This is a genomic window from Leclercia sp. 1548 (genome assembly GCF_050435045.1).
In the GTDB taxonomy this organism is placed as follows: Bacteria; Pseudomonadota; Gammaproteobacteria; order Enterobacterales; family Enterobacteriaceae; genus Enterobacter; species Enterobacter adecarboxylatus.
This window is the reverse complement of sequence record NZ_JBNDJP010000002.1, coordinates 557,934-582,706: the sequence shown is the minus strand read 5'-3', so window position 1 is coordinate 582,706 and position 24,773 is coordinate 557,934. Positions and strand designations below refer to the sequence as shown.

Genomic DNA, 24,773 nt, shown 5'->3' with positions numbered 1-24,773 from the left:
CTTAGCCGATAATACCGCGGACAAAAGCTTCGATCTCTTTATCCTGGCAGTTCTCGAAGAAGCACTGCTGGAAACGCTGGCCGGTTACTGCCGTTTTGACCAGCTCTGGATCGATAGCGCGCAGGGTATCGAGATAGTTCTCTTTAACAACCGCGGCTTTCACCTGATTCAGAATACCGGCGTTGCGAACCTGAGGCTCTTTACGCTCTGGCGGATAACCTTCGCCGTTACGGCCAGTGAAGGCTTTTTCAAAGATGAAGCGAACGTTCAGCTCTGCGCCCCAGCCGAAGCCTTTGGCAAACGGCAGGGACAGCGCGTTACCGTTGTTGATCTGGGCGAACAGGAAGGCATCCGCTGGATCGATGCAGTAGCCACACACCACGCCCGGGTGGATGTTCAGGGACATCAGCGCGCCCTGGCCTGTGCCGCAACCGGTCACAACGAAATCAACCGCTTTCGAATTCAGCAGAATGCTCGCCATGATCCCCAGATGGATGTAGGTCAGGTGGTGATCGTTTTCGTCGCTCATCCCAACGTTGTAGACCGGGAAACCTTTCTCTTCAGCAACGGTGTTCAATTCCTTGAGGATGATGGCGTTTTTTGGCGCCTGGCTGTTTTCCATCATCAATGCAATTTTCATTCTTCGTCTCCTGAATGCGATGCGGGGCATCCCGCTGTGAATAGCTTACCTGTCCAACCTTACTACTAAGCAAACACACTTTCAAATTAAGTGAAAAATAGTTTCAAAAAACAAAGATGCGCTCACAATTTTGTGCTCAGAAGCGTTTTAACCACCGACCGTTGGGCGGATGGCATAGAATTGAAAGAGCCGGGGGTCGTGGCAAAGAGAAGGGGCAGAACAGGCGTTTAATCCTGGCATTGCGGCACACGTCTGGCGGTAGTATAGATTATTTCAACGCATTCAGAGTGTTCTATGAAGAGATTATGCACTGGCGGCCTGCTCCTGTTGCTGGCGGGCTGTAGCGTTACCCGGCAAGCAGAGGTCAGCAGCGTCGATGTCACCTCAGGCGTCGTCATGCTCAATTACGATCAGGCCATGTTGCAGAACGCCCGCTATGACGATTACGTTACCAGCGGCACGGCGACCCGTGAATGCCAGGCGATGGGATACAGCACGGCCATGGCTTACGGCCAGCCAGTCAAAACCTGTAGCCTCATCAGCGGCTCGCTGTGCCTTAATGAAACCATGACCATTCAATATCAGTGTCATGGCTATGCCCCCCGGCCCATCGTTACCACCTATTATTAATTCCGTTGCCAGCGATCTCGCTGGCAATAATATGTTTAAACACGAAACAGAATAATTCTCATTAATAATGTTGAATTACCCGCAATGCGTTTTATTCCCATTCGTATTGTGATTAATTAAATAATAATTTTACTTTTTGCAAATATATAAATAACAAATTATAGTGTCGCTCTCGTTGGCCAGTGAATAATAAAACGGAGCTACACCATGCTTAAAACCGAAATGATCGACAAGCTCAATGAGCAAATGAATCTGGAACTTTATTCCTCCCTGCTCTATCAACAGATGAGCGCCTGGTGTAGCTATCACAGTTTTGAAGGCGCAGCGGCATTTATGCGCCGTCACGCGCAGGAAGAGATGACCCACATGCAGCGTCTCTTTGATTATCTTACCGATACCGGCAGCCTGCCGCGCATTACCCCGGTGGCATCGCCTTTTGCAGAGTACGCATCGCTGGACGAATTGTTCCGCGCCACCTACGAGCACGAGCAGCTGATCACCCAGAAAATTAACGAACTGGTTCATGCGGCCATGACCAGCCAGGATTACGGCACCTTTAATTTCCTGCAATGGTATGTGGCAGAACAGCACGAAGAAGAGAAGCTGTTTAAATCTGTTCTCGATAAATTGTCGCTGGCCGGGAAATCAGGTGAAGGGTTGTACTTTATTGATAAAGAGCTCTCTACGCTCGATGCACAAAATTAATATTACAGCGGCGCCTTCTGGCGCCGCATTATTATTAGTGGCGACAGATTTTACTTTCGTGCGTTGAAAAGCCCGCCGCTGACGGAATAAATTTCCCGCGTGCGGCCAGAAATGCCACCAGCTCTGCCGCCGTCATGTCCGACGCCGAACAGGTGTGAAAACGCGCCGCCTCACCAAACCGCGCGGTGATGGCCGCCACCAGACTCTCTTCGGTGTACTCTTCACCGGAATCAATCATCATCGTCAGCACGTCGTGCCCGTGAATGGATGTCATAAAGCCTCCAGAATAAAAGGCGCAGCCTACCCCTTTGCTCACCTGCTCGCCTTGCGCTGGCGCAGGTTTACATGCAGCCCGCACAGCTGGTGCAGCGCCAGTCCTGTTTATTGACTGCCTGATAAAACTGGCGATAGCTGTCGGTTTCCAGCGGGATGGCGTGATCGAAAAAGAGATCGGTCAGCCAGTCGACGTTGTCGATAATCCAGTCGTCTTCCGGTAAGCCCTGGGCAAAGGTTTCATCTTCGGGATCAATAATCGAGTAAATCGCCCAGGTCCCCATATCCTTTTCCTGCCGCGCCTCCGGCAAGGTTACGGCCTGCCCCTGCCAGGTGATGATCCAGTGTCCATGACACAATAAATTGCCTGAGCGACTCCATGTTGCACAAAAGGGGTTTTCGCCGGTCATCGCCATCACACTTTTTTTGATTATTTATAAGAAACGTTTACGTTACGCCTGATTATCGAACGAAAACATTGCTCTTATGTAGTAGACGAATACCCCCACTTTCATGGGCATACGACCAGGCCATCTAAGCCATCAACTTCCGTAAAAATGGATTTACAGCTGTTGTAACGCCGGTTTGACGACGCTGCATTTTTCCCTTACGCTGCGCGGCAGATTTTGTCGCGATAGTGCAAGGCCGTAGAGGAAAACGTGAAGAACAGAACGCTGGGAAGTATTTTTATCGTCGCCGGAACGACGATTGGCGCAGGAATGCTGGCGATGCCGCTGGCCGCAGCGGGCGTCGGGTTTGGCGTGACGCTGGTATTGTTAGGCGTGCTCTGGGCGCTGATGTGTTACACCGCCCTGCTGCTGCTCGAAGTGTATCAGCACGTTCCCGCCGATACCGGGCTGGGAACTTTGGCCGGGCGCTATCTGGGCCGCTTCGGCCAGTGGATCACCGGATTCAGCATGATGTTCCTGATGTATGCCCTGACTGCGGCCTATATCAGCGGCGCGGGCGAGCTTATCGCCTCCAGCATTAACGACTGGTTTAACGCGGATATTTCCCCGACCACCGGGGTGATCTTCTTTACCCTGATCGGCGGGGGCGTGATATGCGTGGGCACCTCGCTGGTGGATCTGTTCAACCGTTTCCTGTTCTCGGCAAAAATCCTCTTCCTGGTGGTGATGCTGGTGCTGCTGGCACCGCACATTCATAAGGTCAACTTACTGACCCTGCCGCTGGAGAAAGGGCTGGCGCTGTCGGCTATTCCGGTCATTTTTACCTCATTTGGCTTCCACGGTAGCGTGCCGAGTATTGTCAGCTATATGAATGGCAACGTGCGCAAGCTGCGCTGGATCTTCATCACCGGCAGCGCCATCCCGCTGGTGGCGTACATCTTCTGGCAGATGGTGACCCTGGGCAGCATCAACTCGTCCACCTTTATGGGGATGCTGGCCAGCCATACCGGTCTGAACGGACTGTTGCAGGCCCTGCGGGAAGTGGTTGCCTCGCCGCATGTGGAGCTGGCGGTGCATCTGTTTGCGGATCTTGCTCTGGCGACGTCGTTCCTTGGCGTGGCGCTGGGCCTGTTTGATTACCTTGCCGACCTGTTCCAGCGCAGCCGCACTGTTAGCGGGCGTTTACAGACCGGGGCGATCACCTTCCTGCCGCCGCTGGCTTTCGCTCTGTTCTATCCGCGCGGGTTTGTGATGGCGCTAGGGTATGCGGGTGTGGCGCTGGCGGTGCTGGCGCTGCTGCTGCCGTCGCTGCTGGTCTGGCAGAGCCGTAAGCACCATGCCACCGGCGACTACCGGGTACCTGGCGGCAAACCGGCGCTGTGCCTGGTCTTCGCCTGCGGGATAGCGATAATTCTGGTGCAATTCGGGATTGCGGCGGGGCTGCTGCCGGAAGTGGGATAATAAACGCAGTAACGCCGGGTGGCGCTGTGCTTACCCGGCCTACAGGCATCGTAGGCCCAGGCAAGCGCAGCGCCGCCGGATATGATTAATGCAGACAGCAGTTCTTGAATTTTTTACCGCTGCCGCACGGGCACGGATCGTTACGACCGACTTTGGTACCGTTGATCACCGGCTGCTGGGTGACAGTCGCTTGCGGGTTGGCAATCCAGTAGTTATAGAGGCGCAATGCCGCCGGACGAATATTCTCAATGCTCTGCTGGAACTCCTCTTCGCTGAAGGTATCCAGGCGTTCAAAGTTCTCTTCAGAACCGTGCAGGGCAATAAGATCCAGATCGGCACGCAGCGATTCCGGCAGGGATGACCAGTCGGTCAACGCCACGCCGCGCATATAGCCGAAGCACCACTCTTCCACCACGGTATAGGTTTCACCGTCGACGTCGTTCATGCCGAACATCGGTTCAAACTGATCCGGGTAATCGCTCAGGCGCTCGGCGATATCGTTCAGATGCTTGAAGCAGAGATCGATAAAGCGGTTCATCTCGCGATCGTTCTTCCAGCGCGGAATGTTTTTCTCGCCGCCCCAGACCGCCACCAGCCAGCGATCCGGCTCCACCACCACCGGGCCGGACAGCACCGCGGTCATCATCCCGTCGAGTTCGGAGACGTCCATAATGGACTCGCCGTCATGACCGTAGGTCATTAAGGTCTCTTCCAGCCATTCCATTTCGGTTTCGTTTAACGGGCCTTCGGTCATGGGTAAATCTCCTGCAGAATAGAATTGCGTGCAGGGTAACACAGAAACCCCGCTAAACGGTGCCCTTCCCCTGCTTATCCCCGGCGCTTTATTGGTGCAAATCTGTCCAAATCGTGACCGCTGCACAACTTATGTGCTTTGTTGTTAATGAGATGTGATCCCCGCTGTAATTTCACTGCATGGTGCCGGGTGGCTTAAAACGGCGCTCTATACTGAAAATTGTCGAAACTCAGGCAATACGCTGCCGTTCTGGCAACCATTTTGCTTACTGTTGTACTGAGGATCATCATCCTCAGGCAATCTCGCCTGTTTCTGCGGTATGTCGTCCGTTTTGTGTAATACGTTTTGGATTGGGTACGCCTCCGGCGTTCGACTACACAGGGTTCGTGCAAAAAACCACTCAGAAAAGGTACATAATAATGTCGCTGAAATTGATCAGAAGTCCTCTCTCTCTTGTGCTGGCAGGGTGTCTGGTGACGGCGTTTTCCGCCCAGGCTGATATCGTGATTGGCGTGGCGGGCCCCTTCACCGGGCCGAACGCAACCTACGGGGATCAATACTGGCACGGCGCGACGCAGGCCGCGGAAGACATTAACGCCGCGGGCGGCATTAATGGCGAGAAGATCAAACTGGTGCAGGGCGATGACGCCTGTGAACCGAAACAGGCCGTCTCGGTCGCGAACCGTCTGGTTGACCAGGATAAGGTCAAAGCCGTGGTCGGCCACTTCTGCTCCTCCTCTACCATGCCGGCCTCCGAAGTCTATAACGACGCGGGCGTACTGGCGATCACCCCCGGCTCCACCAACCCGCAGATCACCGAGCGCGGCATGAGCGATATGTTCCGCATGTGCGGTCGCGATGACCAGCAGGGTCAGGTCGCCAGCGATTTCATTATTGATAAGCTGAAAGCCAAACGGGTGGTGATCATTCACGATAAAGACACCTACGGCCAGGGGCTGGCCGATGCCACCAAAGCCGCCCTGGCGAAACGCGGCGTGAAGGATGTGATGTACGAAGGCCTGTCGCGTGGGGAGAAAGACTTTAACGCGCTCGTGACCAAAATCGGTGCCCAGAAGCCGGACGTGGTCTTCTTCGGCGGCTGTCACCCCGAAGCCGGCCCGCTGGTGCGCCAGATGCGTGAACAGGGCGTGCAGGCGAAATTCTTCTCCGGGGACTGCATCGTCAACGAAGAGATGGTCACTGCCGCCGGGGGTGCGCAATACACCAACGGCATCTATATGACCTTCGGTAAAGACCCTCGCCTGATCCCGGAAGGCAAAGCGGTCATCGACAAATTCCGCGCCAGTAAATTTGAGCCGGAAGGCTACACCCTCTACGCCTACGCCTCCATTCAGGCCATTGCTGCGGCATTTAAAGGCGCGGGCGGTGCCGATCCGGCTAAGGCCAGCGAATGGCTGAAAGCCAATGCGGTGGATACCGTTATGGGCAAAAAATCCTGGGACAATAAAGGCGACCTGAAAGTCTCTGACTACGTGGTGTATGAGTGGGACGACAAGGGTAAATATAAGGAAGTGCAGTAACGGGACGGAATCACGCTCAACGTCGGTATGGCGACATACCGACGCACTAAAACCAGCGGGCCGCGCCAGCGGCCTAAAACACGAGCGCGCGATGATGGAAACTTTCTTTCTGCAGCAGTTAATAAATGGCTTAACGCTGGGGTCGGTCTACGGATTGATAGCCATCGGCTATACCATGGTTTACGGCATTATCGGCATGATTAACTTTGCCCACGGCGAAGTGTATATGATCTCCGCCTATCTCTGCGCTATCGGCCTGGCGCTCCTCTCCTTCTTCGGGCTGGAATCTTTTCCGCTACTGATCCTCGGCACGCTGGTCTTCACCATCGTGGTGACGGGGGTGTATGGCTGGACCATCGAGCGCATCGCTTATAAACCGCTGCGTAACTCCACGCGCCTGGCACCGCTGATCTCAGCCATCGGCATGTCGCTGATCCTGCAAAACTACGCCCAAATCAGTCAGGGGCCGCGCCAGCAGGGCGTGCCTACCATGCTCGACGGCGTGCTGCGATTCCATATTGGCGAAGGCTTTGTTCAGATCACCTACACCAAAGTCTTTATCCTGATCGCCTCATTCACCGGGATGCTGTTGCTCACCTGGATCATCAGCAATACCCGACTCGGACGGATGTGTCGCGCCGTGCAGCAGGATCGCAAAATGGCGTCGATTCTGGGGATTAATACCGACCGGATCATCTCCCTGGTGTTCGTGATTGGCGCGGCGATGGCCGGGCTGGCAGGGGTGCTGATCACCATGAATTACGGCACTTTCGATTTTTACGCCGGGTTTATCATCGGGATTAAAGCCTTCACCGCCGCCGTCCTCGGGGGGATCGGCTCCCTGCCCGGCGCGATGCTGGGCGGCTTGATCCTCGGTATCGCCGAAGCGCAATTCTCCGGCATGGTGAACTCCGACTACAAAGATGTGTTCTCCTTTGGCTTGCTGGTGGTGATCCTGATTTTCCGTCCGCAGGGACTGCTTGGCCGCCCTGTCGTGGCCAAGGTGTAAGGAAAAAAGATGACTGCACAAATCGTTTCGCACACCGTTTCCCAGGACGGTTTTTCGCTTAAACGCTGCCTTCTCGACGCCATTTTTGCGGGCATGGTGGCGTTGATCATATTTGGTCCGGTGGCAGGCGTGGTCCTTGATGGCTACAGCTTTAACTTCGAAGGGCGTCGGCTGGCGTGGATCATCGCCACGGTGATGACGGGGCGTTTTTTACTGAGCGCCTTTTTATCTACCGCCCCGGGCCGCCGCGTGATGGCCCGCTTCGACAACGATAACGCGGGGGTTTACGTCCGTCCGCCGGAATACAAAAGTCGGATGCGCTGGATCCTGCCGCTGATTATCACCCTGGCAATCTGTTTTCCGTTCGTCGCCACCAAGTACGTGCTGACGGTCGCGATCCTCGGCCTGATCTACGTCCTGCTCGGCCTCGGGCTGAACATTGTGGTCGGGCTTGCGGGGCTGCTGGACCTCGGCTATGTCGCCTTTTACGCCATCGGTGCCTACGGCCTGGCGCTGGGGTATCAATATCTGGGGCTAGGCTTCTGGACCATGCTGCCGCTGGCGGCGCTGATGGCCGCCGCGGCCGGGGCGGTACTTGGCTTCCCGGTGCTGCGCATGCACGGTGACTATCTGGCGATTGTGACCCTCGGCTTCGGGGAGATCATTCGCCTGGTGCTGAACAACTGGCTGACCTTTACCGGCGGGCCGAACGGTATCTCCGCCCCGCCGCCGACGTTTTTCGGGCTGGAGTTTGGGCGGCGAGCCAAAGAGGGCGGCGTGCCGTTCCATGAGTTCTTCAACCTGACCTTTAACCCTAATCTGAAATTCATCTTCATCTATGTCGTTCTGCTGCTGGTGGTGCTGCTGGTGCTGTACATCAAGCATCGTCTGACGCGGATGCCAATTGGCCGCGCCTGGGAGGCGCTGCGCGAGGACGAAATCGCCTGTCGCTCCATGGGCCTCAACCATGTGCTGGTCAAGCTGTCGGCCTTTACCCTCGGGGCCTCGACCGCGGGAATTGCCGGGGTGTTCTTCGCCACCTATCAGGGGTTTGTTAACCCCACCTCCTTTACCTTCTTTGAGTCGGCCCTGATCCTCGCCATTGTGGTGTTAGGCGGGATGGGGTCTACCCTCGGGGTAGTGCTGGCGGCCTTTGTGCTCACTGTCACACCCGAACTGCTGCGCACCTTCGCAGAGTATCGGGTACTGCTGTTTGGCGTCTTAATGGTGGTGATGATGATCTGGCGACCGCGCGGGCTAATCCGCATCAACCGCAGCGGCTTTGCGGTACGCAAAGGAGTGGCGCCATGAACGGGACCATCTTAAGCGTCGAACATCTGATGATGCATTTTGGCGGCATCAGGGCGTTAAACGACGTTAATCTCGAGGTGCAGCGCGGCTCTATCACCGCCCTTATCGGGCCGAACGGCGCGGGAAAAACCACGGTATTCAACTGCCTGACCGGATTTTATAAAGCCTCCGGGGGCAATATTCTGTTCAACACCCGGAGTAAAACCACCAACGTCATCCAGATCCTCGGGCAGAAATTCCAGCCGGGGGACTGGATCAACCCGGCGCAGTTTGGCCAGCGTCTGTTCTACAAGATGTTTGGCGGCACCCATCTGGTCAACCGCGCCGGGCTGGCCCGCACCTTCCAGAACATCCGCCTGTTCCGGGAGATGTCGGTAGTGGAGAATTTACTGGTGGCACAGCACATGCGGGTAAACCGCAACCTGCTGGCGGGCGTGCTCAACACCCCGGCCTACCGGCGGGCAGAAAGCGATGCGCTCGACCGGGCCTTTTACTGGCTGGAAGTGGTGGATCTGGTGGATTGCGCCAACCGACTGGCGGGCGAGATGTCTTACGGCCAGCAGCGTCGTCTCGAAATTGCCCGGGCGATGTGTACCGGGCCGGAGATGATCTGCCTTGACGAACCGGCCGCCGGGCTTAACCCGGTAGAGACCCACACGCTGAGTAACATCATCCGTTTCCTGCGCGACCATCACGACATTACCGTTCTGCTGATCGAACATGATATGGGGATGGTGATGGAGATATCGGATCACATCATCGTGCTCGACCACGGGGATGTGATTGCCCAGGGCAAACCGGCGGAGATCCAGCACGATGAAAAAGTCATTGCCGCCTATCTGGGCACCGATGAGAGCGAGGTCACTGTATGAGTGAGGCAATGCTGGAGTTTCGTCAGGTGGATGTCTATTACGGGGTGATCCAGGCGCTGAAGCAGGTGTCGTTGCAGGTGAACCCCGGTGAAACCGTGGCGCTGATTGGCGCTAACGGGGCGGGAAAATCGACCCTACTGATGTCGATTTTCGGCCAGCCGAGGGTGCGCAACGGCCAAATCCTGTTTTGCGGCGAAGACATTAGCCATAAATCGACCCACTACGTCGCCTCGGGCGGCATTGCCCAGGCCCCGGAAGGACGGCGTATCTTTCCTGATATGACCGTGGAAGAGAACCTGCTTATGGGCACGATCCCCATCGGCAACCAGTATGCCGCAGAGGATCTGCAGAGCATGTTTGACCTCTTTCCCCGCCTGAAAGAGCGGCGCAAACAGCGGGCGATGACCATGTCCGGCGGCGAGCAACAGATGTTGGCCATCGCCCGGGCCTTGATGAGTCGGCCCAAACTGTTGCTGCTGGATGAGCCGAGCCTGGGATTGGCGCCCATTGTGGTGAAGCAGATCTTCCAGACCCTGCGCGAGCTGGCGCGCAACGGGATGACGATTTTCCTCGTGGAGCAGAACGCGCACCATGCGCTGAAGCTTTCCGATCGCGGGTATGTGATGGTCAATGGCCAGATCCGCCTGAGCGGCAGCGGCGAGGAGCTGCTTGGCAATCAGGATGTCAGAAAAGCCTATCTGGGGGGCGTGTAGCCGGGCGCTTCCCGCCAGTCAGGAGACCCTGACTGGCGTTACGGGTGGAGATCGTCAGGAAGCTGGGCGTAATTCACCTTTTCGAGCTTAAAGTTCATCACCCAGGGGGCAGCCGCCGCCTGTTCCGAGACAAAGGGGTATGTTGGATTAAGCTCTTTGGTCTTAATCCCGGTCCAGACGGAGAAGAAATCGAGGAAATCATTGGCAGACCGCCGGGCTTTGATCAGGCGATGCGCTTTGTCGTCGCTCGATATGATCATAAAGGGCACCTGATAGTTTTGCTGGAAGGCATCGCCATGGGCCATATATTGCCCCCCGGTCAGACGGGCTTTATAGGTCAGGCCGTGGTCAGAAAAATAGACCATTGAGAAGCTGTCGCCGGTGTTCCTGAGCTGCTGATAGAGCTGTTTTAACAGGCTATCGGTCTGGGTCATGCTGTAGATGTAGCAGGAGGTCTCTTTCGACTGCACAAACTCGACGTATTTCCCCTGGGTGCGCTCACAGGCCTGCGGGTGTGACCCCATCAGATGCAGGACGATCAGTCGCGGTTCGGTACGCGGGGCCGACAAGACCTGCTCCGTCATCTGCAGCAGGGCCTCATCCCGCGGGTTATTTTCATCTTCGTAATACCCTTTACGCAAAAACTGGACGTCATCGGCGCGCTTCGCAACGCTGGCGATGGCGGTATCGTTTTCACCAATTTGCCCCTGATTGGAGAACCACCAGGTGTGGAACCCGGCGCGCTTCGCCAGGGTAACGAAGTTATTCTGATATTCCGGGCGATCCCCGCTCACCCGGCTAAGGGAGAGGCCCAGCGAGGTTTGGGTGGACGCGCTGGAGGAGACAAAATCTGTAAACAGCGTGCCGTTAACGGAGCTGGCGAAAGGCGTATTGTTCCACTGCCCGCCAAAGGCCCCTAAGGCGTCCCGCCGCGCGCTTTCACCGATCACCACCACGTAGTTGTGATAGCGGGGCTTCACCCCCAGCACGGTCCAGCTGTCCTTCATTTTAGCCAACTCCAGCATGTGGGCCTTCTCCTGGACCACCTCCTGGTTGTTGATCACCACGTCCTTCACGAAGCGGAACACCGGATAGCCCACGTCCAGCAGCGTGAAGCTGTTCCAGTGAACCAGGTTTTTCACCGGAGTCATAAAGAAACAGGCCACGCTGAAGGCCAGACAGAGTATGTCGAGGCGGCGCCAGGGCTGTTTTGGCCCAATTTTGCGTCTCAGCGCCACCCCGCCTAGCGCCAGAATGACCAGAGAAACCAGATAGCTGTGCCACGGGAATATCGTCAGGATCTCGACAGATTCCTTGAAGTTGGTGGAGTGTAGCGCCAGCAGGGTATTGAAATTCGGTGCGCCATAGGCCTGCTGAAAGGGGAAGTAGATGGCCGCCAGCAGGCTGCAGAGAAAAATAAACCCTTTTTGCACCCGGGGGGCAAAGCGCCAGAGGACATACAATACGCAGCTAAATGCCACCGAATAGAGCAGGCTAAATGAATATCCAAACGAGTAATTAATCAGCACCGACTGAAGGAAATAAAATGCCACCCATGGATTAAGGGTAATATCGCGGATCCAGAGAGTATATTTACTCGCGGTTATATTCATATTTATCATAATCCACAATAAGCCGCAGCAAAATGCGGACACCAGGGATCAACAAACCGCCGGGAAAGGCGATACAGGGATAAAAAGAGAACGTTACAGGGTGGAACTTATCAAAAGATAGGGCGCGCAGGCGGGAAAATCAACGTTTTGTCATGTAATATTGATTAAACTGAAGCAATATCATAATAATTTATTAATAATTGTGTGGTAGCGCGTCTTTCCCACGCGGTGAGAGAGACGCGACGCCAGAAATAATAATTAAGCCATCATGCTTTATTATTATTTTTACGGTTTTTCGATACGGTTCACTGTTGCCGAATAGCCCGTTTTAGCCACCGCCTGTAATAACGTCTCGGTCGGGAAACCTTCCGGGACAATAACGTCGGTTTGTCGTGTCTTTAACGACGCTTTCGCTTTCACCACCCCTTCCGTTTCACGCAGAGCCTGGTTAACCGAAATTACGCACAGCGAGCAGGTCATGCCCTGCACATCCAGCACCACTTTTTCATTCGCGGCCTGCGCGCATAGCGGCAGTAACAGGCTCGCGGTTATCAGCAGTCGTTTCATTCCATCACCTCAAAATACCAGGCCACCACCGTGGGGTAGAACAGCACCAGCAACAGTACCGGCAGTGAGAGCCAGAACAGCAAACGCATGTGCCCCAGCGTCATCCGCCCGGTACACCACGGGCGCGTTGAAAAATAGAGCCGCCAGAACACCCGCAGCATCAGCCCTGACGAGAGCAGGATCATCGGCACCCGCAGGAATTCAAGCTGGCTCAGCCCGGCAAAACCGGCAGCCGAGATACCAAACAGCAGATAGAGCAGCGGCCCAACGCAGCACAGCCCGGCGGTGACAGCCGCTGCGGCCGCCGTCAGCAGGGTCAGCCCCGCCCCTTTAGCGTTGTTCTGTTGAGACATAGTGGTAAGTGAACACCTTTGGATCGTAAAAATTGAGCGGGTCGCCGTCCACTTCGGCATACGGGTAGCCAAAATTATTCACCGCCCCCTGCTCCGTCGCCGGGTACAGCTCAAAATCGCGCCCGTAGTTGAAGCCCACCCAGTTCATCTCCCAGTTGCCAAACAGGTAGGTATTCACCGCCTGTACATCGGGATCCTGATGGGCTTTTTTCTCTGCCAGACGCATTTTGGTGACGTCAGCCGGATCGCACGGCAGCCAGCCGTAGCCCGCCAGATAGAACTCTGCCCGGCAGTGTTGCCCGCCGCTGACGTCAGACACACCTGCGCTGTCGGCCTTGCCGAAGGCGCTGGCGGAGTAACGCTCCAGTTTGTTGGCGCGGCCCAGACGAATACCGAACAGTTCCCGTGCCGGGATGCCGCTGGCTCGCGCCAGGGCGACAAACACCGAGCTGATATCGGTGCATTTGCCGCTGAGCTTGCCGCTTTGCAGAATGGTCGCCACATCGCCGGTGCCACAGCCGATCACGTCGTTATCGCGCTCCATATGGCTGCTCACCCACTCGTAGATCAGGCGCGCTTTCTTCAGCGGATCGGTTTCACCCGCAGTGATTTTTTGCGCGGTTTCGCGCACCAGGCCATCAACCGGGGTGTGCGTTGTCGGCAGCAGGTACGGTTTGACGGCCAGAGGATAGACAATCTGCTCCGGTGCCTGCCAGTTTTTCAGGGCATCATGTTTCAGCGGTTCCCAGTCTGCCGTCTCGATCTCCAGATCGAGCTGCAGCAGCAGATCGCCGTCGGATTTCGGCCAGGTCGCGAACAGCGTTTTTGCCCCGTAGGCGTTGTTGGTGGTGATGTACGCCTGCTGGTAGTTACCGCTGAACGACAGGCCCGTCATCTGCTGAAAAGCCGTATCTTCCGGTAACGGGATCCAGAGCTTGACCACGCCGCTGGAGCCTTGCGGCGGCGCCAGTTTATAGGTTTGCGACAGGACAAAACGACGGCGCATCACCGGTGCGGCGAGCGGAGCGCTGTTTTGTACCGTCTGGCTGGCGACGGCCGGGCCGACGATACCTGCGGCAGAAAGAAGAACACTGGTTTTAAGAAATTGGCGACGCTGCATGGCTATCTGTCCCTTGAAAATGAGTTGGGCGACGGCAAGGGCCGACACCACAGAAGAGTGTCACAGCAGACAGGGACTGACGCGGATAGATGGCGTTTATTCATCAATAACAGACCTGTTAACTGTGAATGAAAGAGTTAGCGCCGTTATTAGGCGGCATTCTGGCAGGGTTGTACAGGCATGAGGGCAAAAAATCCAGAATAACCGCAACATTTGCAGGGCTGGGCTGTCAGGGTTGGCTAAAGCGTGTGCAGCCTGCCCCTACTCCAGCCCTCTCTCTCAAGGAAGCAGGGTCGTGGATGCCGTTTATTTTATTCACCGCTGTATAATTGTGATAACAATCTCAAAATAGAGTATTGGCATAATAGTCCATGCCAAGAGCCGGTAGTTCCATAACATTATAAATATGAAAACCCTACTGTTTATTCATTAAGGAAAGAATATAAAAAAATATATATCCCCCTTGCACGCTCAGGGTTTTCTGGCATGAGGGAATGATTATTCTCACCTAATATTAAAAATGTAAACCGCTATCTCAAAACAACACATCCACCCTTCCCTTTAATTTTTTGTCACCCTACAGAGGTATGAGATGAGTAAAACAGGCTTAACAAAATTATTCTCCGCGAGTTTGCTCGGGCTGATGATTTTCTCCACCGCTGCGATGGCGAAAGAAATTGAAGTGGTCAATATTTCAAAGATCGATGGCATGCCCTGGTTTAATCGCATGGGTGAAGGCGTGACTAAAGCGGGCAGCGATCTCGGCATTAAGGCCTCTCAGGTTGGGCCGTCCAGTACCGATGCGCCGCAGCAGGTTAAAATCATTGAAGACTTAATTGCGAAAAAAGTTTCCGCGATCGGTATTGTCCCCAATGACGCCGATGTTCTCGAGCCGGTATTTAAAAAGGCGCGTGAGGCGGGCATCGTGGTATTAACCAATGAATCCCCGGGACAACCCAGCGCCAACTGGGATGTGGAAATCATCGATAACCAGAAATTTGCCGCCGACAACGTCGAAGAGATGGCGAAAGCCATGGGCGGTAAAGGCGGGTATGTCATTTATGTCGGCAGCCTGACCGTGCCGCAGCATAACCTGTGGGCTGATTTATTCGTGAAATACCAGAAAGAGCACTATCCGGAGATGCACGAAGTGACCAACCGGATGCCGGTAGCCGAGAATATCGACGACGCCCGCCGCACCACCATTGACCTGATGAAAGCCCATCCAGACATGAAAGGGATTGTCTCATTTGGTTCTCAGGGGCCTATCGGCGCGGGCCGCGCGGTCAAAGAGAAACGGGCGAAAGGCAAAGTGTTTGTCTACGGCATGATGATCCCATCCCAGGCTGCCTCGCTGATTAAAAGCGGCGATATCGCCATGGGCATCACCTACGATCCGGCCTCGGCGGGTTATGCCATCACGGCCATTGCCGACAAGGTTCTGAAAGGGGAAGAGATCGCTCAGGGTCTGGAGATCCCGAGCCTCGGTAAAGCTGACGTAGATACCGAAAAACGGATCATCAAATTTCACAAAGTTTTGCGCGTGACGAAAGAGAATATCGATAGCCTGTATTAATCCGTTCAATCTGCATGCCCCTGTTGCGTACATCACGCCAGGGGCATGTTGTCTCAGCCCCTGAGAGGTAGTCATGGAGCCGTTTATTTCACTGGGTAAGATCAGCAAAACGTTTTACGGTGTGAAAGCCCTGGATAACATCAGCCTGACGCTGTTTCCCGGGGAAGTTCACTGTCTGGCCGGGCAGAACGGCTGCGGTAAATCGACGCTGATTAAAATCATCTCCGGTGTCTATAAACCCGATCCCGGATTTGAGATCACCATTGCGGGGAAGCCCTACTCCCACCTTTCGCCCATCGACTCCGTTAAAGCCGGGGTTCAGGTTATTTATCAGGATCTCTCCTTATTCCCCAATTTAACCGTCGCGGAAAATATCGGTATCCACCAGCACCACCACAATCTGCTGGTCAACAAGCGGGAGATTCGCCGCATCGCAGAGCTGACGGTGAAAAGTATTGAGGCCAGACTGGATCTGGATGCAACCGTTGAATCCCTGCCCATCGCCCAGCGTCAGATTGTCGCCATCTGCCGGGCACTGGCGCAGGAAGCAAAGCTCATCATTATGGATGAGCCAACCGCCTCGCTGACCATGCAGGAGGTCAAGGGGCTACTGCGGGTTATCGGCGATCTGAAAAAAAGAAATATCTGCGTCGTTTTTGTCAGTCACCGGCTGGATGAAGTGCTGGAGATCTCCGACCGTATCAGCGTGCTCAAAAACGGTAACCTGATCGGCACTTACCCCGCCAGCGAGATCACCAATAAAAAACTCGCGTTCCTGATGACCGGCAAAGAGTTCTCTTATGCTGTCCTGCCGCCGATTGAGAAAATTGGCGAGGTGGCACTCAGGGTAAAAAACCTGACTAAAAAGCAGCAATATAAGGACATCTCTTTTCAAATCCATCAGGGGGAGATTCTGGCCATCACCGGGCTGCTGGGTGCCGGACGCACGGAGTTATGCCTGAGCCTGTTCGGGCTGACCAAACCTGATTCCGGCGAGATCTTACTCGAGGGCAAGGCGGTTCAGTTTGCCAGCAACCGGGACGCTATAAAAGCCGGGATAGGCTATGTCTCTGAAGACCGGATGAGCACTGGTCTGGTGATGGATCAGTCGATTAACGACAATATCATCTCTACCGTGCTGCGGCGGCTGAAAACGCCCTTTCGGCTGCTGGACACGGCAAAATCGGACCGCATCGTCACGGAGCTGATCGAGCAGCTCAGCATTAAGATTGGCAGCGTGAATCTGCCCGTCAATACCCTGTCCGGCGGCAATGCCCAGCGCGTGGCAATTGCCAAATGGCTGGCCATCAATCCTAAAGTGCTGATCCTCGACTCTCCTACCGTCGGCGTCGATATCGCTAATAAGGCGGGGATCTACCAGATCATCTCTGCCCTGTCGCGCAAGGGGATCGCTGTGCTGATGATCACCGATGAGATCGACGAGGCGTTCTTTAACAGCCATCGAATTTTAGTGATGCGCAAGGGCGAGATTGTCGCGGAGATCCTCCCGGAAAAGACCACAGAAGCCGCGCTGGCGGAGGTGGTCAATGGTTAATAAAATCGGGCTGAAAACCCATGAGCTGTTCCTCGGGCTGACCATCATTGTGATTGGCGGCTATCTGTCGTTTGCCAGCGCCGATTTTATGACCCTCGGCAATATCTACGACCTGATCAACAACTACGCCATGTTAACCATCCTGGCCTGCGGCCTGTTTATCGTGCTGATCTCCGGGGGGATCGATATCTCGTTCCCGGCCATGACCATCATCTCCCAGTACGTTATGGTCACCCTGATTCAGGGCACCAGCGGCAATTTTGCCCTGGCGTTTGCGCTCTCCGGGGGGCTGGGTTTATTGCTCGGGTTGGTCAATGCCACGCTGGTTAACCGCCTAAAAGTCCCCTCTATCATCATTACCATTTCAACCCTGAATATTTTTTACGGGCTGCTGCTCTACCTGACCAAAGGGGTCTGGCTCTATAGCTATCCAGAGTGGTTTGAACAGGGGGTGATGCTGTTTAGCTTCACGGCCGCGGATGGTTATGACTATGGTTTGAGCCTGCCGATCATCACCCTGCTGGTGGTCGTTACATTAACCGGTTTTATCATGAATAAAACCAGCATTGGCCGCATGATTTACGCCATGGGCGGTAACCGCGAAGCGGCCTCCCGCATGGGATTCGGCATTTTTAAAATGCAGTTGTTTGTCTATGGCTATATGGGTCTGATGTCCGGTGTGGCCGGCGTGGTTCAGTCTGCAACCGTGTTAACCGTCGCCCCCGACTCCCTGCTGGGTTATGAGCTAACGGTGCTTGCAGCGGTCGTATTAGGCGGAACCAGTATTGTCGGCGGGCGCGGCACCTTACTGGGCACCCTGCTGGGGGTCATCTTACTGGCCATGATACAAAACGGTCTCAATCTGTTAGGGATCTCCTCTTACTGGCATACGGTCGTTACCGGCGTGGTGATCGTCACCAGTATCAGTATGACGGCATGGAGTCAACGCAAAGGTCAGGGAGCATTAGTATGAACGCCAGAAAAACCCAGGATCGTGTTGAGATTTACCTGAGTTTGTTAATCGCCGTCGTCGTGATCGCGTTTAGCTTTCTCATCCCCTCTGTTTTTTGGTCTTCAGCCAACTTCCAGTCCATTGCCTCGCAAATGCCCATCCTCGGTGTGCTGGCGCTGGCCATGGCGGTCACCATTCTCACCGGCGGGATCAATCTGTCGATCATCGCCACCATGAACGCCTGCGGGCTGGTGATGGCTTGGGTTGCCACGCACTATCCCCCAGGCATCAGCACCATGCTGCTGGTGCTGGCCGCCGGGTTAGCCATGGCCATCGTGATAGGGTCGGTCATTGGATTTTTGATTGCCGTGGTGCGGGTCTCCCCCATTTTAGCCACGCTCGGGATCATGACCCTGCTGAAGGGGATTAATATTCTCATCTCTAAAGGCTCGTCGATCTCCAACTTCCCGGACACCATTCTGGTGATTAACAGCACCAATATCCTCGGCGTCCCCCTGCCGTTACTGGTGTTTCTGGCGGTAGTAGCGGTGCTGTGGGTGATCCTCGAAAAATCGGCCTTTGGGCGCACCATTTACCTGATTGGCTCTAACGAACAGGCGACCCACTACTCCGGCATCAACACCCGTAAGACCCTTATCTGGGTCTATATTCTCTCATCGGTATTGTGCGTGATTGCCGCGCTGCTGATGATGTCCAAGCTGAACTCCGCCAAAGCCTCTTACGGAGAATCTTATCTGCTGGTGTCGATTCTGGCGGCGGTGCTGGGCGGCGTAAACCCGGACGGCGGCTTTGGTAAAGTCTTTGGTATGGTGATGGCGCTGATACTTTTGCAGATGCTGGAGAGTGGTCTGAATATTCTCGGGGTGAGCAGTTATATCACCATGGCGTTGTGGGGCGGTCTGCTGCTGGCGTTTATTTTCCTCAAAGGGGCTAACCTCTCCCACCTGTTCAACAGATCCTGATGGTCAGCGGAGGCAGTCAGATGGCGTTAAACCTTTTTTCCAACCTTCCCCAGGCGGGTGTACGCCTGGATGCTGAAATTGTTGATCAGTTGCTCAGTGCACCGGGGATTAAAATTGAGCGTATTCTCTCCACCGGCCAGGCCAGCCCGCCGGGGTTCTGGTACTGCCAGGCGGAAAACGAATGGGTGGTAGTGCTGCGTGGCTCGGCGGGGGTGAAATTCGAAGCGGAAGATGAAGTCCGGGTACTGCATGCGGGGGATGCGGTGAATATTCCCGCGCAATGCCGGCATCGTGTGGCGTGGACGGATCCTGAAGAGCCGACGGTATGGCTGGCGGTGTTTTATGGTGACGTAAATAACGAGAGGAATGACGGGAAGGACAGCCCTTAACGAAAAACCAGGCAGTAACACGTCATGAATTTCAGGCACAAAAAAACCACCTTTCGGTGGTTTCACGACACTGCTTATTGCTTTGATTATTCTTTGCTTTCCCATGGTAGCCGGAGTGGGACTTGAACCCACACAGCGCGAACGCCGAGGGATTTTAAATCCCTTGTGTCTACCGATTCCACCATCCGGCCTCGGGAAGAAAGTGGAGGCGCGTTCCGGAGTCGAACCGGACTAGACGGATTTGCAATCCGCTACATAACCGCTTTGCTAACGCGCCTTAAATCTTTTGTCTTTCGACTGACACCCGCTAGTGCGACTGTCTTAAATTTGGAGCGGGAAACGAGACTCGAACTCGCGACCCCGACCTTGGCAAGGTCGTGCTCTACCAACTGAGCTATTCCCGCAATCATCAAGTCATTGTGCTAATCACTTGATTTTGCTATCGACTAACGAACCGTGCCGTCGTTCGATGCGTTGCATTCTACTTACCTGACGCTTTGAGTCAACGTTATTTTTCTTAACTCAGGATCGTTTGCTGAAAATTACGACGAAACGATCACTGATCAAGCAAATCGCCGCGAGCCGCGTTCAAATATTGCAACATTGACCAGAGCGTCAGCACTGCAGCAACCATAAACAGGCCAATACCGGCCCACTCTACCCACTCGTTCGGACGCCACAGCATCCACACCAGCGCGGCCATCTGCGCGGTGGTTTTTACCTTGCCAATCCAGGAGACCGCCACGCTGCTGCGTTTACCCAGTTCGGCCATCCACTCACGCAGGGCGGAGATAATAATTTCACGGGCGATCATGGTGGCGGCCGGCAGTGTCACCCACCAGCTGTGGTAGTGCTCTACCACCAGCACCATGGCGATGGCGACCATTACCTTGTCTGCTACCGGATCGAGGAAAGCGCCAAAACGGGTGCTCTGGTTCCAGCGACGCGCCAGATAACCGTCAAACCAGTCGGTCACGGCCGCAACAAAAAAGATCAGTGCACACGCGAAAGGTGCCCAGACGAAGGGCAAGTAAAACGCCAACACAAAGAAAGGGATAAGGACGACGCGGAAAAGCGTTAACAACGTAGGGATGTTTAATCGCATAGTGACAGTAACTGTTTGTTGTCAGTAATTATTAGCCCTATGTTGCTACAGAGCCTTCAATGTTTCAACGAGTAGTAGATCTTTTCTGCCAGCCCTTGCGAAATACCTGGCACTTTTGCAATTTCCTCCACGCTGGCGTTGAGGAGTCCTTGCAAACCGCCCATGTATTTCAGCAGCATCTGGCGACGTTTTGGCCCGACCCCTTCGATCGTTTCCAGCGAACTGGTATTTTTAACTTTTGCCCGTTTTTTACGATGGCCGCTGATAGCGTGATCGTGCGATTCGTCGCGAATATGCTGAATCACATGCAGCGCGGGTGAGTCCGGCGGCAGGCTAAAGCCTTCGCCTTCTGGCTCAAGGAATAGCGTCTCCAGCCCGGCTTTACGATCGGTGCCTTTCGCTACACCCAACAACAGAGGATGGTGCTTATCCCAGGGAACGTCCAGTTCGGCAAATACCGCTTTTGCCTGGCCGAGCTGCCCTTTGCCGCCGTCAATGACAATAACGTCAGGGATTTTACTCTCTTCGATAGCTTTACCGTACCGACGGCGTAACACCTGGTTCATGGCGGCGTAATCATCGCCGGGGGTGATGTCGGTGATGTTGTAGCGGCGATATTCCGCACGCAGCGGCCCGTTAGCATCAAAGACCACGCAGGAGGCAACGGTCTGTTCCCCCATCGTGTGGCTGATGTCGAAACACTCCATCCGCTTCACTTCAGGCAGTTGCAGCGTCGTCGCCAGCGCGGCAAGGCGCTGATGAATGGTCGACTGCTGCGACAGTTTAGTACTCAGCGCCGTCGCCGCGTTGGTGCGCGCCAGCTTCAGGTAACGGGCACGATCGCCGCGCGGTTTGGTCTGGACGTTCACCCGACGCCCCGCCAGCTCTGACAGCGAATCGGCCAGCAACGTTTTATCGCTGAGATTAAAATCGAGCAATATTTCCGATGGCAGGGTTCGCATCTGGCTACCCTGCAGATAGAACTGGCCGACAAATGTCTCCACCACTTCCCCCAGCTCAGTGCCGCCCGGCACTTTTGGGAAGTAACTGCGGCTGCCCAGCACCTTGCCCTGGCGGATAAACAGCACATGCACACAGGCCATACCCGCATCAAACGACACGCCAATCACGTCCAGGTCATCGCCATTATTGGAAACAAACTGTTTTTCCGTCACCCGACGTACAGCCTGGATCTGATCGCGGATCCGCGCCGCCTCTTCGAAGTTTAGCGCCTGGCTGGCCTTCTCCATGCGGGCAATCAACTGGGTCAGGACCTGATCGTCTTTACCTGCGAGGAACAGGCGCACATATTCCACCTGCTGCGCATACTCCTCTTCGCTGACCAGTCCTTCTACGCAGGGGCCAAGACAGCGACCAATTTGGTACTGCAGACAAGGACGGGAGCGGTTGCGATAGACGCTATTTTCGCACTGGCGAATCGGGAAGATCTTTTGCAGCAGGGCCAGCGTTTCCCGCACGGCATAGCCGTTAGGGAACGGACCGAAATACTCGCCTTTTGCATGCTTAGCGCCACGGTGCGTCGCCAGACGCGGGTGAGCATCGCTGCTGAGAAAAATGAACGGATAGGATTTGTCATCGCGCAGCAGTACGTTGTAACGCGGCTGATACAGCTTGATGTAGTTATGCTCCAGCAACAGCGCTTCGGTCTCTGTGTGGGTCACAGTGACATCGATCTGCTGGATCTGGGCGACCAGCGCCTCTGTTTTGCGGGAAGCAAGATTGCTGCGGAAATAGCTCGAAAGTCGCTTTTTGAGATCTTTCGCTTTTCCGACGTAGATAACCGTCCCGCCAGCGTCATACATCCGGTAGACGCCAGGCTGGCTGGTAACGGTTTTCAGGAAAGCACTGGATTCAAACACATCACTCACTGACTAATTAGGGTCTCGGCATTGCACAGACCATGACGGATGGCCAGGTGAGTGAGTTCAACGTCGCCATGGATGTTCAGTTTACTGAACATACGGTAGCGGTAGCTGTTCACCGTTTTAGGGCTGAGATTAAGCTGCTCAGAGATCTCATTCACCTTCTGGCCTTTGGTAATCATCAGCATAATCTGCAATTCGCGCTCAGACAAACTCGCAAACGGTGATTCGGTCTTTTCTGGCTCAATCTGGCTGAGTGCCATCTGCTGCGCAATATCGGAAGCGATATAACGCTGCCCGGCATACACGGAGCGGATCGCATTGACCATCTCCTGGGGAGCCGCGCCTTTGCTTAAATAGCCGGCAGCACCCGCCTGCATGACTTTTGCAGGAAGGGGATTTTCTGTATGTACAGTCAGCATGATCACTTTGGTATCAACCCAGGTACGCGCAATTTTACGCGTTGCTTCCAGGCCACCAATACCAGGCATGTTCATGTCCATCAGAACAACATCAGCGGTATTCGACCGGCACCATTTTACGGCGTCTTCACCGCAGCAGGCCTCACCAGCAACTTTAATACCTTTAATATCTTCAAGAATGCGTCGTATCCCTGCGCGCACCAGTTCGTGGTCATCAACAAGAAGGACGTTGATCAAAGGAAATTCTCCAGAATAGGGATAACGGCAACAGACAGTTATTTCGGTTTATATTAACGGTTTTTATCCGAAACTGAAAACGCTAAAAAAGGCATACCGTCGATATTGTTCCTTTTTTGGAAATTAACTTGTACATCAACTGGAAACAGCCTCCTTGCGGAATGCTCCCTGGCCGCTTTCTCTGGCCGAATGTTTTCAAAAACATACAAATCTTAAGCGCTGCATTAATGCTATTAAAATACACCTTATAATTTTGTAACAATAATTAACCTCTTTTCTACTCCGGTTAAACAATTAACCTGTACTAAAGCCTTAGAAAACTCAGCGTTAATGGCCTGTTCATTTGAATAAACAAAACGGGAAAGTACAAAAAACAAGCACTGCGTTTTTCCTGACGGCTTGTGATATACTCCGCCGCCATAACTTTGGCCTATGCGCAAAAGCGCTGTTTTTATCATGAGGAAAATAAATGAGCACACCTGATTTTGCCACTGCGGAGAATAATCAAGAACTGGCACAGGAAGTCTCCTGTTTGAAATCCCTGCTGACCCTGATGCTACAGGCGATGGGCCAGGCAGATGCCGGTCGTGTGATCCTTAAGATGGAACGCCAGATTGCGCAGATGGAAGACCAGGCTCAGGCCGACGTGTTTTCCAGCACCGTTAAGCAGATCAAACAAGCTTACCGTCAATAAAAGAAAAACGGCTGAACGCAGTGCCTTCAGCCGTTTCATCGCCTGCAACGCAGAACAGAAGTGTAGTCAGATAATCCCCGTCGCTGCGGCATAGCACGCGATCTGCGTCTTGTTCGGCGCATTGAATTTCTTCTGCATATTTTTCTGATGGAAGTTAACCGTATTTTCAGAAATAGAAAGAATGATGGCTATTTCTGCCGAGGTTTTTCCTTCCGCCGTCCATTTAAGAATCTCTTTCTCGCGCTTGCTGAATTTCATCTCAGGCGGCATCACCATTTCGTGTTCCAGCCGAAGCAGCGTGGTTAACGCCAGTTGCACCAGAATTTGCAGACGTAATTCAACCACTTCATTCGCCATAAGGTTTACTGGCAAACTGGTGCTGGAAACCGACAGGAAGCCCATCGCATGATTGGGCAGCATCAGGCATTGGGTGATCCCTTTACGCAGCCCGTGGTCGCGTGCGCCATCCCATAGAGGCTGCGCCTCTGCGAATAAGGCATCGTTCCAGGGTAAATGTCCGTGAACGAAATTCTCGGGTTTCAGTACCGGGTCAATGACAAAATAATTTTCTGCGTGATACTGCGCCATCCACTGTTGCGGATAGGTTGAATGCACCGAGACTTTAGGCCGAGTAAAAGGCACCGGATGACGAACGCAGAGTGAAAAGAAATCGTATCCCAGATTCTGTGTTTGTCGTTGTAGTTCGGGATAAACTTCATCGGCAGAAGTCATCCCCTGAAAACGGAGGAAGCATTCCCGTCGCCATGTGAAAAAATCTAAATCCTTCATACTGACTGAATTAAGCCCCTGTAAAAGATAATCATTATTATGAAATCTTAAACTAACACATAAATCTTATTTATATGTATAAAATATCGACCCAACGATAATTATCTACACATTTTATGCACTTAGAGCGGTTATGACGAGATAAAATCAGGGGGGCATTCATATGAAGGGTGAATATATTGCTCCGGCGATTGTTACCGGAGCAATTAAGAACAA

The 24,773-nt window shown here is 54.1% G+C and carries 27 protein-coding genes and 3 tRNA genes; 14 read left to right on the top strand and 16 right to left on the bottom strand.

Annotation, left to right across the window (positions count from 1 at the left end; genetic code table 11):
* Position 1 precedes the first annotated feature (1 nt).
* Positions 2-640, bottom strand: coding sequence for an RpiB/LacA/LacB family sugar-phosphate isomerase (locus ABIE02_RS08020; RefSeq protein WP_200142018.1), 639 nt, complete (start codon positions 638-640; stop codon positions 2-4).
* 294 nt (positions 641-934) lie between these two features.
* Between ABIE02_RS08020 and yecR the strand changes: the two genes are divergently transcribed.
* Together yecR and ftnA are read left to right on the top strand one after the other, a co-directional pair.
* Positions 935-1,270 (top strand): YecR family lipoprotein, encoded by a 336-nt coding sequence (gene yecR, locus ABIE02_RS08015; RefSeq protein WP_032612025.1) that lies wholly within the window; start codon positions 935-937, stop codon positions 1,268-1,270.
* 207 nt (positions 1,271-1,477) lie between these two features.
* Positions 1,478-1,975, top strand: a complete 498-nt coding sequence (gene ftnA / locus ABIE02_RS08010; RefSeq protein WP_032612027.1) for a non-heme ferritin — start codon at positions 1,478-1,480, stop codon at positions 1,973-1,975.
* Positions 1,976-2,009: 34 nt separating this feature from the next.
* Here the strand turns inward: ftnA and ABIE02_RS08005 are convergent, their stop codons facing one another.
* Both ABIE02_RS08005 and ABIE02_RS08000 read right to left on the bottom strand, forming a co-directional pair.
* Positions 2,010-2,249: a YecH family metal-binding protein gene (locus tag ABIE02_RS08005; protein ID WP_032612030.1), complete on the bottom strand. Its 240-nt coding sequence runs from the start codon at positions 2,247-2,249 to the stop codon at positions 2,010-2,012.
* A 67-nt stretch (positions 2,250-2,316) separates the two neighbouring features.
* On the bottom strand, positions 2,317-2,658 hold the full coding sequence (locus ABIE02_RS08000; protein ID WP_032612032.1) for a hypothetical protein: 342 nt from the start codon (positions 2,656-2,658) through the stop codon (positions 2,317-2,319).
* A gap of 249 nt (positions 2,659-2,907) precedes the next feature.
* On the opposite strand from ABIE02_RS08000, the gene tyrP reads away from it, so the two are divergent.
* The gene (gene tyrP / locus ABIE02_RS07995; RefSeq protein ID WP_059307622.1) at positions 2,908-4,119 is read left to right on the top strand and encodes a tyrosine transporter TyrP; all 1,212 of its coding nucleotides are present in this window, start codon (positions 2,908-2,910) and stop codon (positions 4,117-4,119) included.
* An 85-nt stretch (positions 4,120-4,204) separates the two neighbouring features.
* On the opposite strand, the gene ABIE02_RS07990 is transcribed toward tyrP, so the two are convergent.
* Positions 4,205-4,873, bottom strand: coding sequence for a YecA family protein (locus ABIE02_RS07990; RefSeq protein WP_032612036.1), 669 nt, complete (start codon positions 4,871-4,873; stop codon positions 4,205-4,207).
* 419 nt (positions 4,874-5,292) lie between these two features.
* Here ABIE02_RS07990 and ABIE02_RS07985 point away from each other — a divergent pair, with 419 nt between their 5' ends.
* From ABIE02_RS07985 to ABIE02_RS07965, 5 genes are all read left to right on the top strand, one after another.
* Positions 5,293-6,414 carry a branched-chain amino acid ABC transporter substrate-binding protein gene (locus ABIE02_RS07985; RefSeq protein ID WP_032612038.1) on the top strand — a complete coding sequence of 374 codons (1,122 nt, stop codon included), beginning with the start codon at positions 5,293-5,295 and terminating at the stop codon, positions 6,412-6,414.
* A gap of 94 nt (positions 6,415-6,508) precedes the next feature.
* Complete coding sequence (locus ABIE02_RS07980; protein WP_059309089.1) at positions 6,509-7,423, top strand: ABC transporter permease subunit; 915 nt, start codon at positions 6,509-6,511, stop codon at positions 7,421-7,423.
* Positions 7,424-7,432: 9 nt separating this feature from the next.
* Positions 7,433-8,734, top strand: a complete 1,302-nt coding sequence (gene livM, locus ABIE02_RS07975; protein WP_072250872.1) for a high-affinity branched-chain amino acid ABC transporter permease LivM — start codon at positions 7,433-7,435, stop codon at positions 8,732-8,734.
* On the top strand, positions 8,731-9,606 hold the full coding sequence (locus ABIE02_RS07970) for an ABC transporter ATP-binding protein (RefSeq protein WP_103792089.1): 876 nt from the start codon (positions 8,731-8,733) through the stop codon (positions 9,604-9,606). The genes livM and ABIE02_RS07970 overlap by 4 nt, the downstream gene beginning before the upstream one ends.
* Complete coding sequence (locus tag ABIE02_RS07965; protein ID WP_117385392.1) at positions 9,603-10,319, top strand: ABC transporter ATP-binding protein; 717 nt, start codon at positions 9,603-9,605, stop codon at positions 10,317-10,319. Before ABIE02_RS07970 ends, ABIE02_RS07965 begins: the two co-directional genes overlap by 4 nt.
* A 38-nt stretch (positions 10,320-10,357) precedes the next feature.
* Here ABIE02_RS07965 and ABIE02_RS07960 read toward each other — a convergent pair whose 3' ends face one another.
* The 4 genes from ABIE02_RS07960 to ABIE02_RS07945 form a co-directional block, all read right to left on the bottom strand.
* Entirely contained in the window at positions 10,358-11,932 is a 1,575-nt protein-coding gene (locus ABIE02_RS07960; RefSeq protein WP_144837063.1) for a phosphoethanolamine transferase, read from the bottom strand.
* A 285-nt stretch (positions 11,933-12,217) separates the two neighbouring features.
* Positions 12,218-12,499 (bottom strand): heavy-metal-associated domain-containing protein, encoded by a 282-nt coding sequence (locus tag ABIE02_RS07955; RefSeq protein ID WP_059307619.1) that lies wholly within the window; start codon positions 12,497-12,499, stop codon positions 12,218-12,220.
* Positions 12,496-12,852: a mercuric transporter MerT family protein gene (locus tag ABIE02_RS07950; protein WP_032612050.1), complete on the bottom strand. Its 357-nt coding sequence runs from the start codon at positions 12,850-12,852 to the stop codon at positions 12,496-12,498. The genes ABIE02_RS07955 and ABIE02_RS07950 overlap by 4 nt, the downstream gene beginning before the upstream one ends.
* Positions 12,830-13,972 carry a transglutaminase-like domain-containing protein gene (locus tag ABIE02_RS07945; protein ID WP_032612052.1) on the bottom strand — a complete coding sequence of 381 codons (1,143 nt, stop codon included), beginning with the start codon at positions 13,970-13,972 and terminating at the stop codon, positions 12,830-12,832. Before ABIE02_RS07945 ends, ABIE02_RS07950 begins: the two co-directional genes overlap by 23 nt.
* A gap of 592 nt (positions 13,973-14,564) precedes the next feature.
* On the opposite strand from ABIE02_RS07945, the gene ABIE02_RS07940 reads away from it, so the two are divergent.
* The 5 genes from ABIE02_RS07940 to ABIE02_RS07920 all read left to right on the top strand — a co-directional run bounded on the left by ABIE02_RS07940 (position 14,565) and on the right by ABIE02_RS07920 (position 19,427).
* Positions 14,565-15,548: an autoinducer 2 ABC transporter substrate-binding protein gene (locus ABIE02_RS07940; RefSeq protein WP_103792093.1), complete on the top strand. Its 984-nt coding sequence runs from the start codon at positions 14,565-14,567 to the stop codon at positions 15,546-15,548.
* 73 nt (positions 15,549-15,621) lie between these two features.
* Positions 15,622-17,103, top strand: a complete 1,482-nt coding sequence (locus ABIE02_RS07935) for a sugar ABC transporter ATP-binding protein (RefSeq protein ID WP_336994506.1) — start codon at positions 15,622-15,624, stop codon at positions 17,101-17,103.
* Positions 17,096-18,076 (top strand): ABC transporter permease, encoded by a 981-nt coding sequence (locus ABIE02_RS07930; RefSeq protein WP_117385388.1) that lies wholly within the window; start codon positions 17,096-17,098, stop codon positions 18,074-18,076. Before ABIE02_RS07935 ends, ABIE02_RS07930 begins: the two co-directional genes overlap by 8 nt.
* The gene (locus ABIE02_RS07925) at positions 18,073-19,038 is read left to right on the top strand and encodes an ABC transporter permease (protein ID WP_117385387.1); all 966 of its coding nucleotides are present in this window, start codon (positions 18,073-18,075) and stop codon (positions 19,036-19,038) included. The genes ABIE02_RS07930 and ABIE02_RS07925 overlap by 4 nt, the downstream gene beginning before the upstream one ends.
* Before the next feature lie 20 nt (positions 19,039-19,058).
* The gene (locus tag ABIE02_RS07920) at positions 19,059-19,427 is read left to right on the top strand and encodes a cupin domain-containing protein (RefSeq protein ID WP_336994505.1); all 369 of its coding nucleotides are present in this window, start codon (positions 19,059-19,061) and stop codon (positions 19,425-19,427) included.
* Positions 19,428-19,531: 104 nt separating this feature from the next.
* Here ABIE02_RS07920 and ABIE02_RS07915 read toward each other — a convergent pair.
* The 7 genes from ABIE02_RS07915 to ABIE02_RS07885 all read right to left on the bottom strand — a co-directional run bounded on the left by ABIE02_RS07915 (position 19,532) and on the right by ABIE02_RS07885 (position 23,592).
* A tRNA-Leu gene (locus ABIE02_RS07915) sits at positions 19,532-19,618 on the bottom strand.
* 12 nt (positions 19,619-19,630) lie between these two features.
* A tRNA-Cys gene (locus ABIE02_RS07910) sits at positions 19,631-19,704 on the bottom strand.
* Positions 19,705-19,755: 51 nt separating this feature from the next.
* Positions 19,756-19,831: transfer RNA gene (locus ABIE02_RS07905), tRNA-Gly, on the bottom strand.
* Between the two features lie 152 nt (positions 19,832-19,983).
* Positions 19,984-20,532, bottom strand: coding sequence for a CDP-diacylglycerol--glycerol-3-phosphate 3-phosphatidyltransferase (gene pgsA / locus ABIE02_RS07900; protein WP_032612063.1), 549 nt, complete (start codon positions 20,530-20,532; stop codon positions 19,984-19,986).
* A 56-nt stretch (positions 20,533-20,588) separates the two neighbouring features.
* On the bottom strand, positions 20,589-22,421 hold the full coding sequence (gene uvrC / locus ABIE02_RS07895) for an excinuclease ABC subunit UvrC (protein ID WP_032612064.1): 1,833 nt from the start codon (positions 22,419-22,421) through the stop codon (positions 20,589-20,591).
* Positions 22,418-23,074: a UvrY/SirA/GacA family response regulator transcription factor gene (gene uvrY / locus ABIE02_RS07890; RefSeq protein WP_032612065.1), complete on the bottom strand. Its 657-nt coding sequence runs from the start codon at positions 23,072-23,074 to the stop codon at positions 22,418-22,420. The genes uvrC and uvrY overlap by 4 nt, the downstream gene beginning before the upstream one ends.
* A gap of 245 nt (positions 23,075-23,319) precedes the next feature.
* The gene (locus ABIE02_RS07885) at positions 23,320-23,592 is read right to left on the bottom strand and encodes a hypothetical protein (RefSeq protein WP_167347875.1); all 273 of its coding nucleotides are present in this window, start codon (positions 23,590-23,592) and stop codon (positions 23,320-23,322) included.
* On the opposite strand from ABIE02_RS07885, the gene ABIE02_RS07880 reads away from it, so the two are divergent.
* On the top strand, positions 23,544-23,768 hold the full coding sequence (locus tag ABIE02_RS07880) for a DUF2594 family protein (protein ID WP_032612066.1): 225 nt from the start codon (positions 23,544-23,546) through the stop codon (positions 23,766-23,768). The genes ABIE02_RS07885 and ABIE02_RS07880 overlap by 49 nt on opposite strands.
* 66 nt (positions 23,769-23,834) lie before the next feature.
* Here the strand turns inward: ABIE02_RS07880 and sdiA are convergent, their stop codons facing one another.
* Positions 23,835-24,557, bottom strand: coding sequence for a transcriptional regulator SdiA (sdiA, locus tag ABIE02_RS07875; protein WP_032612067.1), 723 nt, complete (start codon positions 24,555-24,557; stop codon positions 23,835-23,837).
* Positions 24,558-24,773 lie beyond the last annotated feature (216 nt).

Bases quoted from the DNA above. Each gene is read 5' to 3' on its own strand.
- ABIE02_RS07990 (WP_032612036.1), bottom strand. From the start codon at position 4,873: ATGACCGAAGGCCCGTTAAACGAAACCGAAATGGAATGGCTGGAAGAG.
- ABIE02_RS07880 (WP_032612066.1), top strand. From the start codon at position 23,544: ATGAGCACACCTGATTTTGCCACTGCGGAGAATAATCAAGAACTGGCA.
- ABIE02_RS07950 (WP_032612050.1), bottom strand. From the start codon at position 12,852: ATGTCTCAACAGAACAACGCTAAAGGGGCGGGGCTGACCCTGCTGACG.
- ABIE02_RS07925 (WP_117385387.1), top strand. From the start codon at position 18,073: ATGAACGCCAGAAAAACCCAGGATCGTGTTGAGATTTACCTGAGTTTG.
- ABIE02_RS07970 (WP_103792089.1), top strand. From the start codon at position 8,731: ATGAACGGGACCATCTTAAGCGTCGAACATCTGATGATGCATTTTGGC.
- ABIE02_RS07940 (WP_103792093.1), top strand. From the start codon at position 14,565: ATGAGTAAAACAGGCTTAACAAAATTATTCTCCGCGAGTTTGCTCGGG.
- ABIE02_RS07960 (WP_144837063.1), bottom strand. From the start codon at position 11,932: ATGAATATAACCGCGAGTAAATATACTCTCTGGATCCGCGATATTACC.
- ABIE02_RS07930 (WP_117385388.1), top strand. From the start codon at position 17,096: ATGGTTAATAAAATCGGGCTGAAAACCCATGAGCTGTTCCTCGGGCTG.
- ABIE02_RS07935 (WP_336994506.1), top strand. From the start codon at position 15,622: ATGGAGCCGTTTATTTCACTGGGTAAGATCAGCAAAACGTTTTACGGT.
- ABIE02_RS08000 (WP_032612032.1), bottom strand. From the start codon at position 2,658: ATGACCGGCGAAAACCCCTTTTGTGCAACATGGAGTCGCTCAGGCAAT.
- ABIE02_RS08020 (WP_200142018.1), bottom strand. From the start codon at position 640: ATGAAAATTGCATTGATGATGGAAAACAGCCAGGCGCCAAAAAACGCC.
- sdiA (WP_032612067.1), bottom strand. From the start codon at position 24,557: ATGAAGGATTTAGATTTTTTCACATGGCGACGGGAATGCTTCCTCCGT.
- ABIE02_RS07965 (WP_117385392.1), top strand. From the start codon at position 9,603: ATGAGTGAGGCAATGCTGGAGTTTCGTCAGGTGGATGTCTATTACGGG.
- ftnA (WP_032612027.1), top strand. From the start codon at position 1,478: ATGCTTAAAACCGAAATGATCGACAAGCTCAATGAGCAAATGAATCTG.
- ABIE02_RS08005 (WP_032612030.1), bottom strand. From the start codon at position 2,249: ATGACATCCATTCACGGGCACGACGTGCTGACGATGATGATTGATTCC.
- ABIE02_RS07945 (WP_032612052.1), bottom strand. From the start codon at position 13,972: ATGCAGCGTCGCCAATTTCTTAAAACCAGTGTTCTTCTTTCTGCCGCA.
- ABIE02_RS07980 (WP_059309089.1), top strand. From the start codon at position 6,509: ATGGAAACTTTCTTTCTGCAGCAGTTAATAAATGGCTTAACGCTGGGG.
- yecR (WP_032612025.1), top strand. From the start codon at position 935: ATGAAGAGATTATGCACTGGCGGCCTGCTCCTGTTGCTGGCGGGCTGT.
- ABIE02_RS07985 (WP_032612038.1), top strand. From the start codon at position 5,293: ATGTCGCTGAAATTGATCAGAAGTCCTCTCTCTCTTGTGCTGGCAGGG.
- livM (WP_072250872.1), top strand. From the start codon at position 7,433: ATGACTGCACAAATCGTTTCGCACACCGTTTCCCAGGACGGTTTTTCG.
- ABIE02_RS07920 (WP_336994505.1), top strand. From the start codon at position 19,059: ATGGCGTTAAACCTTTTTTCCAACCTTCCCCAGGCGGGTGTACGCCTG.
- ABIE02_RS07955 (WP_059307619.1), bottom strand. From the start codon at position 12,499: ATGAAACGACTGCTGATAACCGCGAGCCTGTTACTGCCGCTATGCGCG.
- pgsA (WP_032612063.1), bottom strand. From the start codon at position 20,532: ATGCGATTAAACATCCCTACGTTGTTAACGCTTTTCCGCGTCGTCCTT.